Raw genomic sequence first — 14,246 nt, 5'->3', positions numbered from 1 at the left:
GCGCACTCACCCAGCGGAGCCTGCGGTGAAGACAAGAGCGTCGTCTCGTCAACGGAGCACGACCCGGTATCAACCGACAAGGATGTGACACCCCATGAAGCCTGCCTCCTTAAGCGAAGGCCGTCGCGGCCCCGTGCAAATCTGGAACAGTGCGCCGCAGTTGGCGCAAACACCCATCATCTCCCTGAACAGCCTGGTACCACCCAGTGCTCGCGTCGTGGTAATCGCACCTCATCCTGGCGATGAAGTGCTGGCGTGCGGCGGTTTGCTGCAACTGCTCAGCACCCGCGAGCATCCGCTGCAATTGATCTCCATCACCGATGGCAGCGCCAGCCATCCCGGCTCTCAAGTATGGCCGGCCAGCCGCTTGAGCGTGGTGCGCCCCCAGGAAAGTGCCGAGGCCCTGCGCCGATTGGGTATGCCCTTGCACAGCCTGAAATGGATTCGTGGCGGGTTTTGTGATGACGCACTGGCCGCCCGTGAATCGCCGATGAGCCAATTCATCGCGCGCTACCTGCAACCTGGCGACGTGGTGTTTACCACCTGGCGCAACGACGGCAATGACGACCACGACGCCGTCGGCCGCGCGAGTGCCAAGGCGTGCAGCCTGGTAGGTGCGCAACTGTATGAACTGCCGATCTGGGCTTGGCATTGGCCGGCCCGGGAAAGCGCGGTAATGCCCTGGCAGCGTGCACGCAAGGTCCGCCTGGATACCTGGACCGTCGCGCGCAAGTTGCACGCCGCCCATGCCTACGCCAGCCAGTTGGTGGGTGACCCACAAATTGGCTTACCGCCGATGCTCGCGCAGATATTGCTGGAGCGCATGCGCGAGCCCTACGAAATCCTGTTCACCTGAACACCACCCTGTAGGAGCGAGCTTGCTAGCGAAAAACCTCAACGATAACGCTGGTTTCCGGAATCAACGCGGCGCCTGTGAGTCTTTCGCGAGCAAGCTCGCTCCTACAGAGTTTGGACTTTTCCCTACAGACTCAATCTGTCAGACTGATGCGAATAATTATCAACAGATTTACTATTCGCCACGGAAGGCACTTGGGGAGCCCTACTTTCATGTCTGTGCAACAACGCGGCGGCAACGTTTTTACACCCAGTCTGATGGCAATCACTATCGCGCTAGCAACCTCCAATGCGGCCATTGCCGCCGACGCCGAAGCACCGGCCACCATCGAGCTGGGCGCTACCCAGGTCTCGGGCCAACAGCTTGGCGCAACCACCGAAGGCAGCGAGTCGTACACCACCGGCTCGATGAAGACCGCGACCAAACTGCCGCTGACCCTGCGCGAAACCCCGCAGGCCGTCACCGTAATCACGCGCCAGCGCATGGATGACCAGGCCATGACCAGCATCAACGACGTGGTCAACGCCACGCCGGGGCTGTTCCTCAATTATTCCAACGGCCCTGGGCGACAAGCCTTCACCGCACGCGGTTTCGATATCGACAACCTCATGTATGACGGTATCCCCAGCGGCTACAACGGTGCCACCGTAGGCGCCCAGCCGAACCTGGCAATGTTCGACCGCGTCGAAGTGGTGCGCGGCGCTACCGGCCTGGTAACAGGCGCAGGCAACCCTTCGGCCGCCATCAACCTGATCCGCAAGCGGCCACTGGATGAGCAGAAAGTTACCCTCACCGGCGCCGTCGGCAGCTGGGACGACTACCGCGGCGAGCTCGACGCCTCCAGCCCGCTCAATGACAGTGGCACTTGGCGCGGCCGTGTCGTCACCTCTTACCGCGATGCCAACAGTTTTATCGACAAGGCCGAGCAGGATCATGGCCTGTTCTATGCCGTCACCGAAGCCGACCTGAGCGAAGACACCACCCTGACCCTCGGTTACTCGAACCAGAAGGACAAGACCAACTACTTCTGGGGCGCTTCGATGGTCGGCCTGGATGGGCGCCACCTGGGCCTGTCGCGCTCCTATAACCCAGGCACCGATTGGGAGAACAAGGACCAGGAAATCAACACCGTGTTCGCTGAGCTGCGCCAGCGCCTGGCCAACGACTGGAGCCTGCAGGTCAACGCCAACTATGCCGAACAGAACGCCTTGTTCTCCGGCTCCTACCAATCGCGCTGGACCAACGACACCCTCGCCCGCACGGTGTACCAGGCCAGCTACGATGAAAACCAGGCCGGGCTCGACGCCTTTGCCAGCGGCCCGTTCGAGGCGTTCGGCCGTACCCATGAACTGGTGGTGGGCGCCAGCAAGCGCATCTACGACATGACCACCCACAACTACAGCCCGTACGACCTCAACTGGCCGATCAATGCAGGCAAGCCGAACTTCACCCGCACCAACAACGTTCGCGAAGTCACCACCCAGGACGGTTTCTACCTGACCAGCCGCCTGAGCCTGGCCGACCCGCTGAAGCTGATCCTCGGCGCTCGCCTGGACTGGTACGACTACGACAACCGTGACGCCGCCGGCGACTACAAGGTCACCCGCAACCTCACCCGCTACGCCGGCCTGATCTACGACCTGGACGACCAGCATTCGGTATACGTGAGCTACAGCGACATCTTCACGCCGCAAAAAGAAAAGAGCACAGCCGGCACCCCACTCAAGCCCATCGTCGGTAAAAATTATGAGGTTGGCGTCAAAGGCGAATATTTTGGTGGCGCGCTGAATGCCAGCGTGGCGCTGTTCCGCGTCGACCAGGAAAACCGCGCCGTGGCCGTGGTGGTGCCCAACTGCCCGCAGGCGTCCTGTGCAGAAGCCTCGGGCGAAATCCGCAGCCAGGGTATCGACTTCGAACTGCAAGGCGCCTTGACCGAAAACTGGCAGGTCGGCGGCGGCTATACCTATGCGCGCACCCACACCATCAAGGACGACGCCAACCCGCAGAAGGTCAACAAGCAGTTCGATACCGACATCCCGGAGCACCTGTTCAAAGTGACCACACGCTACAACTTCCAGGGCCCGCTGGAAAAACTCCGCGTCGGCGGCAATATCTCCTGGCAGAGCCGCATGTACAACGACATCAAGCTAGCGGATGGCAGCAACTACCGGCTCCAGCAAGGCGGCTACGCCGTCACCGACTTGATGGCGGGCTACCGGGTCAATCAGCACCTGGACTTGCAGCTCAATGCCAACAACATTTTCGACCGCCACTACTACCAGTCCATCTCCAACGATGTGGACTATGGTGGCGACTCCTATGGCAGCCCCCGCAATATGATGCTGACCGCCAAGTACAGTTTCTGAGCCCCATGCCCACCTCGGCTGCCCGCTCGGGCAGCCGCTCTTAAAGTCCCACGCCCACATGCCGATAACGCGTGGGTAACCGGCAACAATCCTGAATATCTGCTTGACTCCACAGCGGCGCGCCTGTGTGGCACACCGCGTGCTTGCTTGACCTCGACGCCCCCCTCTCATGGAGTAAGAGTGAATGCCCGTTCGTTTTCAAGAGCACTATCGCAAGGCCGACCGCATCATGCTGGCATTGATCTGGCTGATGTTCCTGTTCTCCCTCGGCCTGGCGTTCTGGCACGACACCCTCATGCAGGCCGTGATCGTCGGTGGGGGCACCGGCGTGGTGCTCACGGCGCTGTATCGCGTCATCGGCGGCACCCGCGTGATGCGCTGTGCACTGGGCGCCGGCTTGATGGTGATGGCGGCGTTGCACATCAACCAGGCGCACGGGGTGATCGAATCCCACTTCGGCATTTTCGCGCTGTTGGCGGTGCTGACCTTCTACCGTGACTGGCTGCCGATTTTGGTGGCGGCACTGACCATCGCGGTGCATCACGTGGTGTTTCATGCCTTGCAACACCAGGGTTTCCCGGTGTTTGTGATGGAGCATCACGGCGGCTGGACGATGGTGTTCGTCCACGCCTTCTATGTGGTGATGGAGACCGTCGCCCTGCTCTACCTGGCCGTCCATAGCCAGGCCGAAGCGGTGGAGAGCCAGGAAATGCTGGAGAAGATGCTCGCCGTTACCTCGCAGTTCACGGCGGAAACCGCCCAAGGTGAAGGCAAGGCCCACGTGTCCCTCGCCAAGCGGTTCGACCACTTCCTGCAGCAACTCACCCACCTGATCGACGGCGTCGCCCGCGACTCCCATGGCCTGGGCCAGCTTGGCCAGGAACTGGCCAGCGCGAGCGGCACCCTGGAAAAAGGCGCACGGCATCAACTGGCGCAGATCGGCGAAATGACCGGTTCGATGCAGCGCATGGAAGACGCCATGGGCCACATTACGGTGCAGGTCGAACAGGCAGTGGAACATGCAGGCCAGGCCAGCCAGCAGATTGTGCGCGGCCAGGAAAGCGTCGGCCGCGCCCAACATGAAATCAGCCAATTGGCCTCGCGCATCAACGGCACGGAGTCGACCGTGGAATCCCTGGCGGTGCAGGCAGAGCAAATCGGCTCGGTGCTGGAAGTGATCAGCAGCATCGCCAACCAGACCAACCTGCTGGCCCTCAACGCCGCCATCGAGGCCGCCCGCGCCGGCGAGCAAGGCCGTGGCTTTGCCGTGGTGGCCGATGAAGTGCGCAGCCTGGCCCAGCGCACCGCCCTCTCCACCCAGGAAATCAAGAGCATCATCGAGGGCCTGCAACACGGCAGCCGCCAAGCCGTCGAAGCCATGCACGCCAGCCGCGAAGGCGTAGAGCGCTGCGTGGCAGACAGCCAAGTGGCCGTGGAGATGCTACGGGCTGTGGGCGAGGACATCGCGCACATCGACCAACTCAACGGCCACATCGTCACCACCACCCGCGAGCAGACCTCGGCCAACCTGGAGATCGTCGAGCGCTTGCAGTCGGTACAAAGCATCGCCCAGAACACCGCCGACGACGTCGAGACACTCGCCCGCAGCAGCGAACGCCTGCCACCGATCGCGGTGCGGCTGGATGCGTTGGGGCGCAGGTTTCATCCTTGAGCCCAACCCGGAACATGGCGAGTCAGAGAGAACAGGTGGGCAGAGCGCTGGAGTGCATCAAGGTTCCAGATGCGGAGCCATCAAGGCGGCAAACCAATCGATGAACGCGCCAAGGCGACGAGAGCGTTGGCGGCGAGTCGGGTACAGGACTGAAACGCACATGGGGGCCGGCCGATAGGCCGCCATCACCTCCACCAATTCGCCGCTGTCCAATAAATGCTGAACATCGAACAACGGCACCTGAATCAAGCCAAGCCCTGCACAGCATCCTGCGATATAGCTTTCGGCATTATTGACCACCACACGGCTCGGCATCATGACAGCCTGCGCGGTGCCATCGACGCAATATTCCCAGGCCGTTTCCTGCCCGCCTGCGCTCGTGCTGTAGCCGATACAGACATGCCGGTTTTGCAGATCGCAAGGCTGTGTGGGCACCCCGAATTCCGCCAAGTATGCGGGGCTCGCGCAATTGACCAGCAACACCTTGCCCAACGGTTTCACCACCAGGCTGCTGTTCTGCGGGGTGCCAAAACGAATGACACAGTCAACGCCTTCCTGTACCAAATCAATGGCGCGATCGGTGGAGCCCAGGCCGAGTTGGAGCCCAGGGTAGCGGCGGAGAAACTCGGCCAACGCAGGCATCACCAGGCGCCGCGCTATGCGGCTGGGCACGTCCACTTCCAGACGGCCCATGACCTGTTCCTGATGGCTGTTAAACAGTTGGTCGATATCATCGATGTCCAGCAAGACCTGGCGCGCCTTCAGCAGTAACTGGGTGCCATCGGCGGTCAGGGAGACCTTGCGGGTTGTCCGGTGCAGCAGTCGAGTGCCGGCATTGGCCTCCAGCTGTTGAATGGCGGCCGACACGCTTGCGCGTGGCAGCCTCATCAGCCGTGCCGCTTGTATGAAACTGCCAAGCTCTGCGACCTGAACGAAGACGCGGTACTGTTCGATTCTATCCATGGGCTCTCAATGCTCGGGGGGCACGGATCGATCGGCGCTCACCACGTCTGCGCCTGCGCGTTGACCGTTTACTTGGTGGTGTAGCCGCCATTGATCAAAATTGTCTGGCCAGTCACCCACCAGCCGTCACTCACCAGGTTACGGATGAACGGGACCACATCCTCGATATCTGTCAGGCCCGTGCGCGAGAACGGCGACAGCGCGGCAGCCGTCTTGTGGTAACTGACCGCATCCTCACCTTCGGCCGGGTAGAAGAACGGCGTGTCCATCGGCCCCGGCCCTACTGCCGTGACCGAAATACCTCGAACGCCCAGCTCCTTCGCCGCCGCTCGCGTAAATTGCTCTACCGGCGCCTTGCTGCCGGCATATGCAGCGTAAAAGGGCGTGAAAGCGCCCAGCAGTGAAGTGACAATAGTGCAGATCTTGCCATTGTCATTGAGGTGCTTGCCGGCTTCCTTGATAAAAAAGAACGCAGTCTTGGAGTTGACGGCCATCATCTCGTCATACTCCGCCTCCGTGATTTCAGCCATTGGCTTTTTAAGCACCTTGCCCACGGTATTGATCGCGATGTCCGGCCTGCCGACTGCGGCGACGGCATCCTTGAAGAGTTTTTCCATCGCTCCCGCCGTGGTCAAGTCTGCTTGCAAGGCCACAGCCTTCGCGCCTAACGCCTCGATTGCGGCGACGGTTGCGTTCGCGTCAGCCTGGCTGGAAGCGCTGTTGTAGTGCACGACCACAGCCTTGGCGCCCTGCTTGGCCAGATCGCGGGCGATCAACCCGCCGAGGTTCTTCGCACCACCCGCGATCAGTGCAACCTTGCCGTTGATTGAATGATTAGGCATGACAACATTCCTTTAATTGGGAGAAGTACGCCGCCATTCTAGAGTGGCCCTCGACAAAGATAAGCACACCTTGGCTGGATGCAGTGTTCAGAGATACTGGCTAATCACAAACGCCCTATCGGTGAATTAAAAGGATGTGAGGTACGCTACACTCCGGCCTTGCACGCCGGCCAAGGAAGCCCCCATGAGTACTCGTGGCAGAGACCGACAGATCGACAATATCGAATTCAACGTAAGCGACATTGCCCGCAGCAAAGCCTTCTACGGCGCTGCATTCGGCTGGACTTTCGTCGATTACGGCCCCACCTACAGCGAGTTCAGCGATGGCCGGCTCACGGGTGGTTTCACCACCGGCGAGCCTGTGCGGCCGGGCGGCCCCTTGGTTATCGTGTACGCAGATGACTTGGACAGTGTGCAGCAGAGGCTTCAACAGCTGGGAGCGGTGATAACCCGCCAGACATTTTCGTTTCCCGGTGGCAGCCGGTTCCACTTTACCGACCTGGATGGGTATGAACTGGCGGTGTGGAGCGTTGCGCCGTGATCCAGCGCTTTCGCTGTATCGCTGAAGCTCGACATCTCCAACCGAGAACAGGTTGCGTTGTGTGAGCCTGTTCTGGGTTCAAAGCTGTTGCAGCTTGCGCTGCAAGCGCGTCATGTACCGATTGACGATCAGTTTGTGCGCCGGCCCCACCGGTAGCATGTAAAGGCGCCCGAAGGTGTTGTGGGTGATCACCGATGAAGTGATCGTCAGCACACGATCAGCAATTGAAAGGCAAATCATCACATCCAGGTGCCGGTCACGCTCAGTCAGCACCAGACTATCCGGCGCGCAGTCCTCTACCAAGAAAAAATCAAGCCGCTCACCCGCTTGCACCGTCACGCGCCGATTGCCGGAGAACCCGCCGATGCGCTTTACGCCAAACCTTGAAGAAATCCCATCCCTGATCCGAAAGGCCAATCGCAACAGCGGCCCTGATTCGGCGGTCATGATGTTCCAGGCATCCAGCGCGCTGATCTCAGCCGACAATGGCACCGACCTGTAATCGTAATAATCGAGTTCGGACGGTGCACCCAATGTGTGACTTCCAGAGCGAGTCGCCAAGATTTTTCCGTCCATGACCAAAACAGGAATTGGCATCATAACGCCTCAAGCGAATGCTGCGCTAAGCTCGGCAGGGTCTGTGTAACTCAAGCGGAGTACCCATTATGGAATACGACGAAAAACTGATTGAGGAAGCCGTACTTGCCCTGCTGACCACCTTCAGCTTTGATAACGGCAACTCATGGAAAGGCCACGACTTTCAAATAATGAACCGACTCCACGAGCAAGGTTTTATCAGTAATCCGGTGAACAAAAACAAATCCATTTGGTTGACGCAGGAAGGCTTGGAACGGGGCAGGCAAATTGCTGATCGGTTGTTAGGCGCGGCACCTGAAGCGCTCGCGGGGCCATAAGCCCAGCCACGGAGTGTTAAACCGCGCTTCATGCGTTTATCCTCAAGACTCCCCGACCTGCCAACCCGGAGCCGTCATGGACCTCGCCACCCTAGCCCTCTTCCTCCCCGCCTGCTTCGCCCTGAACATGGCCCCCGGCCCCAATAACCTGCTATCCGTGAGCAACGCTACCCGCTATGGCTACCGCACCTCCTGCCTCGCCGGTCTCGGCCGTCTGCTGGCCTTCGCCGGCATGATCGCCCTCGCGTCCGCTGGCTTGGCGGTGGTACTGCAAACCTCGGAGTTGTTGTTCTACGGGATCAAGATTCTCGGCGCGGCGTATCTGTTTTATCTGGCATATCAGCTATGGCGCGCAGACCCGCAGCAGCAGGTAGAAACCGCGACGAGCAAGGTAGGCCTGTGGGCCTTGGCGCGGCAGGAATTTCTGGTGGCCGCGGGCAACCCCAAAGCGATCCTGATTTTCACCGCCTTCCTCCCGCAATTCGTGGTGCCCGGCCACCCCATCACCGCGCAATTTGCCCTGCTGGGTGTGATGTTCCTGGCCTTGGAATGGGTGGCTATCAGCGCCTACGCCTATATGGGCCTGCATATGCGCCGCTGGTTTGCCGAGCCGAAGGGCAAGCGCCTGTTCAATCGCTGCTGCGCGGGTTTGTTGTCAGCGGCCGCGGCGGTGTTGTTGACTGCGCGTAAGGCATGAGTGAGGTGTGAATGCGCCTGTGAAGATAGCCGTCATCGGTATCCACCTACCTTCAGTAAGACGCTGCACCTGTGGCGAGGGAGCTTGCTCCCGTGACGACCTGGCAGCCGACGCCAATATAATTGATGCCCCGTGATCCAAATGTGGGAGCTGGCTTGCCTGCGATGACGGCCTGGCAGCCGACAACGATCCCACTGATGCCCAAGTTGCGTAAATACCTAGGCTATCTCAACGGCAAACCATATCTCACCTCCACCAGCGCCACACCGCCCCTCTCAAGATAGCGCTCTGTCCCGGCCTCCTCGACGCATCCCGACCGGCGATAAAATCGAATCGCCCTTTCATTACCGGTCAAGACCCACAGCGTTAAACGCTCATAGCCTTGCGCCAACAGGTCCTGCAAGCCGGCATTCCACAAGCCCCGCCCGACGCCGTTGTGCCAATGCTCAGCGAGTACGTAGATGGCCATGACCTCACCTGCAGTGGCCTGCACGGCGTCTTCGTCACGGCTGGCGCCGACGGCTATCCAGCCAACCACCTGCTGGCCCACCTCGGCGACCCATACCGTTGACTCACCCGAGGCAATCGAGCGTACCCAATGGGCTTCGCGCCGAGCAAGCGTTGCTTGCAATCCGCTCAAGAACTGGGCGGGCATCAGGTCACGGTAGGCGTCTTGCCAACTGCTGATATGCACTTGGGCAATGGCCTTTGCATCGGCGGGTAATGCTCTGCGAATCACGGATAGGCTCCTGAAATACGGTTATTTCAGTATGCATGCCCATCGATGACAGTTGCAGGGCGCGGGTTCCGGCGTCGATGAAGAACGTCGGGGCCCGCGTGAAGGCTCCAGCCAATGTCACTCCTTGGTCAGATCCACCAAAGGCGTCTGCCGCACCTCAGTCTCCCGCCCACCCTGAATCTCGCTGACCTGCTTCAAGGCCTTTTCAACAGCCGCCTTATCCGCCAACAAGCTGTAGCTGATACGGAACTGCTTATGTTCCTTCGCCCCGATCGTAGGCACCAGGTTCAATGGCCGCTGATAACGACGGTTATAGGAAAAACTCGTCCCCGGCTCCAACCCCGTGACATAGCCCTGCCCTTGGGTATCAGTGTTCTTCCACAGGGAAAACACCGGCAGTGTCTGCGTATTGAAGCCAACCGAAACCCCCAGGCTGCCGGCCTTGTTATGCAGCACGGTCAAGGTATCGCCCTTGGCATCGGCATACGGCACCACGTTGTAAACCGTTTCGTCATAGTCCTTGGTCGGTGCGCGATAGGTTTGCCAGTCGGCCAGTTCGCCCTTGGCCTTGTCGTTGAACGGCGACACCTGCTTCACCGGCGCAACGAACCGCGCGCCCTGCTCCAGGAACGGCGTGCTGAAATTACTGTGATACAGCGCCTGGTATTCCTTCGGATAATCGCCATTGTTGGTCAGCGTGTCGTTGAGCGAGAACACCACACTGCCAGGCTCGGTGACCAGTTCGGTCGCAACAGAAAAATCGACCTTCTTGAACGCCTGCTCTTTCAGCTCGCCGCGCAGGGCGATGGCGTACGGCGGTTTTTCATCGATATGCAGGGTGACTTTATTCGCGGGAATATTAGCGGCCCGCCCGTGCAGGGTCAGCAGCTCGCCGTTGTCGATACCAGGGTGCCCGACCCATTCGTAGCCGCAGCGAGTAACCAGCTCATTGAAACCTTCCAACCATCCCAGACCACCGCGGCCATTGAGCTCGATGAAGGACGGATTCACCACTTCCTTGACCGGCGAATCCCACCCCATGCGCACATCGCCGACCGACGCCTGCAACACGTTCATGCCGCGAGTCGGCACTACCGAGAGCTTCATCGTGCCGTTATCGATATCGACGATGCTCACGCCCTCCTGCCGACCACCGTGCAAGGTACGCAGGGTAACGCTGAAGGGTTTGTCGGTTTGGATGCCGAGTTGCTGGCTGGTGACCTGCCAGTTCTGGGCGGCTTTGTCGGTGTCCAGCAGCACGTAATCCCAGGCCAGGGCGTGGGAGGCGGCAGAGAATGCGCTGAGGGCAACGAGGAGTTTGAGCGGGATCATGGCGGTGGCCTTTATTGGAGTTGTTTGCGCTTTATAAACTCGATGAAACGTTTCAGCAAGCTTAAAAGACGCGACAGTGCGGGGAAAGGCCATGAAAAGGCGATGCGCTTGCGGGCAGGCTGGAACGAAAACGCGAGTGGGCGGTGTATGAGCTTTGGTCCATCCGTGCCGGTTACAACCTTGCGTTGACTCATTGGCTGCAAACGGCCAATTGCAGACCATAGATAACCTGCTAGGCTTCGGGATGTGGCCAAAAGCCATATCGCTTTTCCTATTTCTGGCGCGACACATGAGACAGAGCAGGGAGTGATGCACAGGCAAGGAGCACAATCAGACACAGCAGCGGAAAGCATTACACCACTTTTGCCGTCTATTTATAGTTAGAAACTCACATCTGAACACGAAAGGAGCGCTGCGAACAAAATTCAAAAACAAGCCAAAGACGAACCAATCAACTGAAATCCAGCCAAAGGATCTCAAAATGAAATCGACGACCGTCTCAGCTACACCCAAAATCAGACTCACTGGAGACACAGGCACAGCGATTGAAGTGGATATTTCAAATCTAAATGCTACCCCTGATCAAAAGATAGCGCTTGAAAAGCTTCTGTCCTCTGGAGATTTAAACTCACTTGACCAATCTGAGCGAGATCTAATAAAGGATCTAAAGACCTACGTTGGACTTGGAACAATAACGCCTCAATTCTTGGATAGATTCGATACAACATGGGTAAAAATCGACGAAATTTAACGTAAGCGTGGTGAAATTGAACTATAAGATATTGTTATCAGGCATCGGGAGCATTCAAGCCTTTTTAAGAGCTGAATCAATTTCAGCCAAGGAAGCATTGAATGTTTCCCTTTTCTCCCTTGATATTCTTGCAGCATACAAACTCGAAGAGATAGTCGCCCCGAAGGAGATACTGTCATGTCTAGCCGATTATAGTGAAGTATTTTTAACAAATACACCGAGCGCAGATTTTATTAAGTCCGTCATAAAAAATTACCCACAAAAGCCCCCATCAATACATAGAGATATAAGTGAATCCAATTGCACTGAAGAGCTATTCAAGTATGGAATAATTTTCAACGAAAACACCACGGATTCATTTGCAATCAAGCCGTGCGAAGAGTTGGTGCTCTCACTTTCTTCACGAGATTTATTCAAATCAATATTTTGGGTTCATGCTGCCTTATCCGCGAAACGCGAACTGAGTGAGACGGAAGCTCTCTCGATAAAGCAAGCAGTTAATTACATAAACATAACGGCCGAGTCAATGGCTGATGCAAAATTGAAGTGGTGGCTAAAAATGGCCAATCTAGTGCCGCATAGGGAGCGCATATGAACATTGAAAAAAATGTGGAGGCGGTGCTAAAGCTAATTAACTGGGTAGTAGCCAATCGAGATAATTTTTCCCACAAGTTAGGCAAAACAACTGATGAGCAGCTTATTCTGCTTAAGCCAATTGGTGAGCTCGCTCTTTGCTGCGACCTAATGATCCGAGGAAATTTGCATTCCGTAGCAGCGAGAGAGTTGCTAGAGTGGGCTTGGCTAGAGCTCGACTCTGGCGACTTCCTCAAGTTGGCGCTAATCAGTCGCCCAGGACTAATGATGATTAGCTCTCTTTACGCAACATTTTATCGAAACAACATAAAAAACGAATCCCTAGGGCGATTGATAAAAAACTTCTCAGAGTCAGAGTTCTCAAAATCCATTCAATACCCTTACTGGCGCCGCCTGGATCTAAATAGGGCATTGTGCGACCTGGAAGTGTTTGAAAGCTTAAACTACTCGCCTGATCTTACGTGGTCATATCATCGCCCAGAGCCATGGATCATCGAAAATGATTCAGCCTATGCGCTAACTCACGAAGTTTTCTACATAACAAACTTTGGCGCATCACCTGACTCTCTAACACCAGCAACCACCAGCTACATAAGAACCTGGCTGCCTGCCTGGAAGAGAATTTTTCTTGGTGACAACAACCTTGATATATTTACCGAACTGTTAATGGTTTCCCTATGCATAGGAAAGCCTTACAACGAGCTAGTTAGCTTCAAAATAATTGCTGAATCAATAAGCCCATCAGGGTTCTTGCCTGGCCCGGAAAATGGAGGCAAGAGCCTACTTTCCGGTATCAGGGATGAAGGTAGGTCAATTTTTCTTCAAAACTATCACACTACATTAGTTGGCATAATGGCGTTTAGTCTACTTGAGTCAGCATGCCCCACCAGAGAACTTCTAACCACCGGCTCAACGTGGTCGGATAACATGGGCGTTAGTAACCAAGAAGGTTAGCGGGTTCGAACGATCAATCACCCCAATCTAATGGTCCCTTTTGGCCGAAATCCGCCGGTCAGCCCCCTCCTCCCCAAAAATCCCTCCCCTCACCCCCCACACCTCTCCACCAAAAAATCCACAAACGCCCTAACCCTTGCCGGCATCGCCCCTCCCCCCACAAACACCGCATGAATCGGCTCCACATCCCCCGGATTAAATTCCTCCAACAACACCACCAACTCCCCCCGTCTCACTTCCTCCACCACACTAAACGCCCCAATCCTCGCCACCCCCGCCCCCAGCTTTGCCAACTGCGCCAATGCCTCACCGCTATTCCCTTCAATCGTCCCCGCCACTTTCAGCGAAAACTCCCGCCCCTCCACCCGAAACGGCCAATCCGGCGCCGCTCGGCGGAAGTTGAAGCGCAGGCAGTTGTGCTCAAGCAGATCCTGCGGCGTCACGGGAGTGCCATGCCGTGCCAGGTATTCCGGTGAGGCGACGATAACCTGCCCGGTAGAGCCGATAAGGCGAGCAGTCAGGGGGCTGTCAGCGAGGGGGCCGAAGCGGATGGCGACGTCGGCCTGGCCGCCGAGAATATCCACCACTTCATCGCCGAGCATCAGATCGACGACGATGGCGGGATAGCGAGCGCTGAAGGCGGCAATCAGGGGAACGATGGTCATGCGGCCGTGGGCCAGTGCGGCGCTGACGCGCAGGCGTCCGCGTGGGGCGCCCTGGTCGGTGATGGCATCTTCGACTTCGGCCATGTCGGCGAGGATGCGTCGGGCGCCGCGCAGGTAGGCTTCGCCTTCGGCGGTGAAGGTGATGGCGCGGGTGGTGCGCAGTAGCAGACGGGTGCCGATGCGCTGTTCGGTGCGGGTAATGATACGGCTGATGGCCGATGGGGTCAGCCCCAAGGCCCTGGCCGCGCCCGACAGGCTGCCGTGCTCGGCGACCATGGTGAACACTTCCATCTCTCCCGAACGCCCGCCGATGTCCATTTGTGCCTCCTGCGCAAAGCTGTAGTTCCCAACCAAGGGCTA

15 protein-coding genes are annotated in these 14,246 nt (G+C 57.9%); 9 read left to right on the top strand and 6 right to left on the bottom strand.

Annotated features, from left to right (window positions below):
* Positions 1-94 precede the first annotated feature (94 nt).
* The 3 genes from HU730_RS16755 to HU730_RS26915 all read left to right on the top strand — a co-directional run bounded on the left by HU730_RS16755 (position 95) and on the right by HU730_RS26915 (position 4,894).
* Positions 95-856, top strand: a complete 762-nt coding sequence (locus HU730_RS16755; RefSeq protein ID WP_186527534.1) for a PIG-L family deacetylase — start codon at positions 95-97, stop codon at positions 854-856.
* A gap of 212 nt (positions 857-1,068) precedes the next feature.
* Positions 1,069-3,222: a TonB-dependent siderophore receptor gene (locus tag HU730_RS16750; RefSeq protein ID WP_186527535.1), complete on the top strand. Its 2,154-nt coding sequence runs from the start codon at positions 1,069-1,071 to the stop codon at positions 3,220-3,222.
* A gap of 184 nt (positions 3,223-3,406) precedes the next feature.
* Positions 3,407-4,894, top strand: coding sequence for a methyl-accepting chemotaxis protein (locus HU730_RS26915; RefSeq protein WP_186527536.1), 1,488 nt, complete (start codon positions 3,407-3,409; stop codon positions 4,892-4,894).
* A 57-nt stretch (positions 4,895-4,951) separates the two neighbouring features.
* On the opposite strand, the gene HU730_RS16740 is transcribed toward HU730_RS26915, so the two are convergent.
* A complete protein-coding gene (locus tag HU730_RS16740; protein WP_054919234.1) occupies positions 4,952-5,857 on the bottom strand; it encodes a LysR family transcriptional regulator in 906 nt (301 codons plus the stop codon).
* Positions 5,858-5,925: 68 nt separating this feature from the next.
* A complete protein-coding gene (locus tag HU730_RS16735) occupies positions 5,926-6,699 on the bottom strand; it encodes an SDR family oxidoreductase (RefSeq protein ID WP_060764262.1) in 774 nt (257 codons plus the stop codon).
* 184 nt (positions 6,700-6,883) lie between these two features.
* Here HU730_RS16735 and HU730_RS16730 point away from each other — a divergent pair, with 184 nt between their 5' ends.
* Positions 6,884-7,240 (top strand): VOC family protein, encoded by a 357-nt coding sequence (locus HU730_RS16730; RefSeq protein ID WP_034127570.1) that lies wholly within the window; start codon positions 6,884-6,886, stop codon positions 7,238-7,240.
* Between the two features lie 78 nt (positions 7,241-7,318).
* Here HU730_RS16730 and HU730_RS16725 read toward each other — a convergent pair whose 3' ends face one another.
* Positions 7,319-7,840, bottom strand: a complete 522-nt coding sequence (locus tag HU730_RS16725) for a DUF2867 domain-containing protein (protein WP_186527537.1) — start codon at positions 7,838-7,840, stop codon at positions 7,319-7,321.
* 65 nt (positions 7,841-7,905) lie between these two features.
* Here HU730_RS16725 and HU730_RS16720 point away from each other — a divergent pair, with 65 nt between their 5' ends.
* Both HU730_RS16720 and HU730_RS16715 read left to right on the top strand, forming a co-directional pair.
* Positions 7,906-8,154 carry a DUF6429 family protein gene (locus HU730_RS16720; protein WP_186527538.1) on the top strand — a complete coding sequence of 83 codons (249 nt, stop codon included), beginning with the start codon at positions 7,906-7,908 and terminating at the stop codon, positions 8,152-8,154.
* A 76-nt stretch (positions 8,155-8,230) separates the two neighbouring features.
* Entirely contained in the window at positions 8,231-8,851 is a 621-nt protein-coding gene (locus HU730_RS16715; RefSeq protein WP_186527539.1) for a LysE family translocator, read from the top strand.
* Between the two features lie 223 nt (positions 8,852-9,074).
* On the opposite strand, the gene HU730_RS16710 is transcribed toward HU730_RS16715, so the two are convergent.
* Together HU730_RS16710 and HU730_RS16705 are read right to left on the bottom strand one after the other, a co-directional pair.
* The gene (locus HU730_RS16710) at positions 9,075-9,590 is read right to left on the bottom strand and encodes a GNAT family N-acetyltransferase (protein ID WP_096142904.1); all 516 of its coding nucleotides are present in this window, start codon (positions 9,588-9,590) and stop codon (positions 9,075-9,077) included.
* A gap of 117 nt (positions 9,591-9,707) precedes the next feature.
* Positions 9,708-10,922 (bottom strand): aldose 1-epimerase family protein, encoded by a 1,215-nt coding sequence (locus HU730_RS16705; RefSeq protein ID WP_186527540.1) that lies wholly within the window; start codon positions 10,920-10,922, stop codon positions 9,708-9,710.
* Between the two features lie 481 nt (positions 10,923-11,403).
* Here HU730_RS16705 and HU730_RS16700 point away from each other — a divergent pair, with 481 nt between their 5' ends.
* From HU730_RS16700 to HU730_RS16690, 3 genes are read left to right on the top strand one after another with little or no spacing between them, the layout of a single operon-like run.
* A complete protein-coding gene (locus HU730_RS16700) occupies positions 11,404-11,673 on the top strand; it encodes a hypothetical protein (protein WP_186527541.1) in 270 nt (89 codons plus the stop codon).
* A 10-nt stretch (positions 11,674-11,683) separates the two neighbouring features.
* The gene (locus HU730_RS16695; protein ID WP_186527542.1) at positions 11,684-12,268 is read left to right on the top strand and encodes a hypothetical protein; all 585 of its coding nucleotides are present in this window, start codon (positions 11,684-11,686) and stop codon (positions 12,266-12,268) included.
* Positions 12,265-13,221 carry a hypothetical protein gene (locus tag HU730_RS16690; RefSeq protein ID WP_072446384.1) on the top strand — a complete coding sequence of 319 codons (957 nt, stop codon included), beginning with the start codon at positions 12,265-12,267 and terminating at the stop codon, positions 13,219-13,221. The genes HU730_RS16695 and HU730_RS16690 overlap by 4 nt, the downstream gene beginning before the upstream one ends.
* 89 nt (positions 13,222-13,310) lie before the next feature.
* Here HU730_RS16690 and HU730_RS16685 read toward each other — a convergent pair whose 3' ends face one another.
* On the bottom strand, positions 13,311-14,204 hold the full coding sequence (locus HU730_RS16685; protein ID WP_127881925.1) for a LysR family transcriptional regulator: 894 nt from the start codon (positions 14,202-14,204) through the stop codon (positions 13,311-13,313).
* Between the last annotated feature and the right edge of the window lie 42 nt (positions 14,205-14,246).

The sequence above is a fragment of the Pseudomonas sp. SWRI22 genome, from assembly GCF_014268395.2.
Lineage (GTDB): Bacteria > Pseudomonadota > Gammaproteobacteria > Pseudomonadales > Pseudomonadaceae > Aquipseudomonas > Aquipseudomonas paracarnis.
Note: the sequence above shows the minus strand (reverse complement) of the source record. Positions and strands in the feature narration are given on the sequence as shown.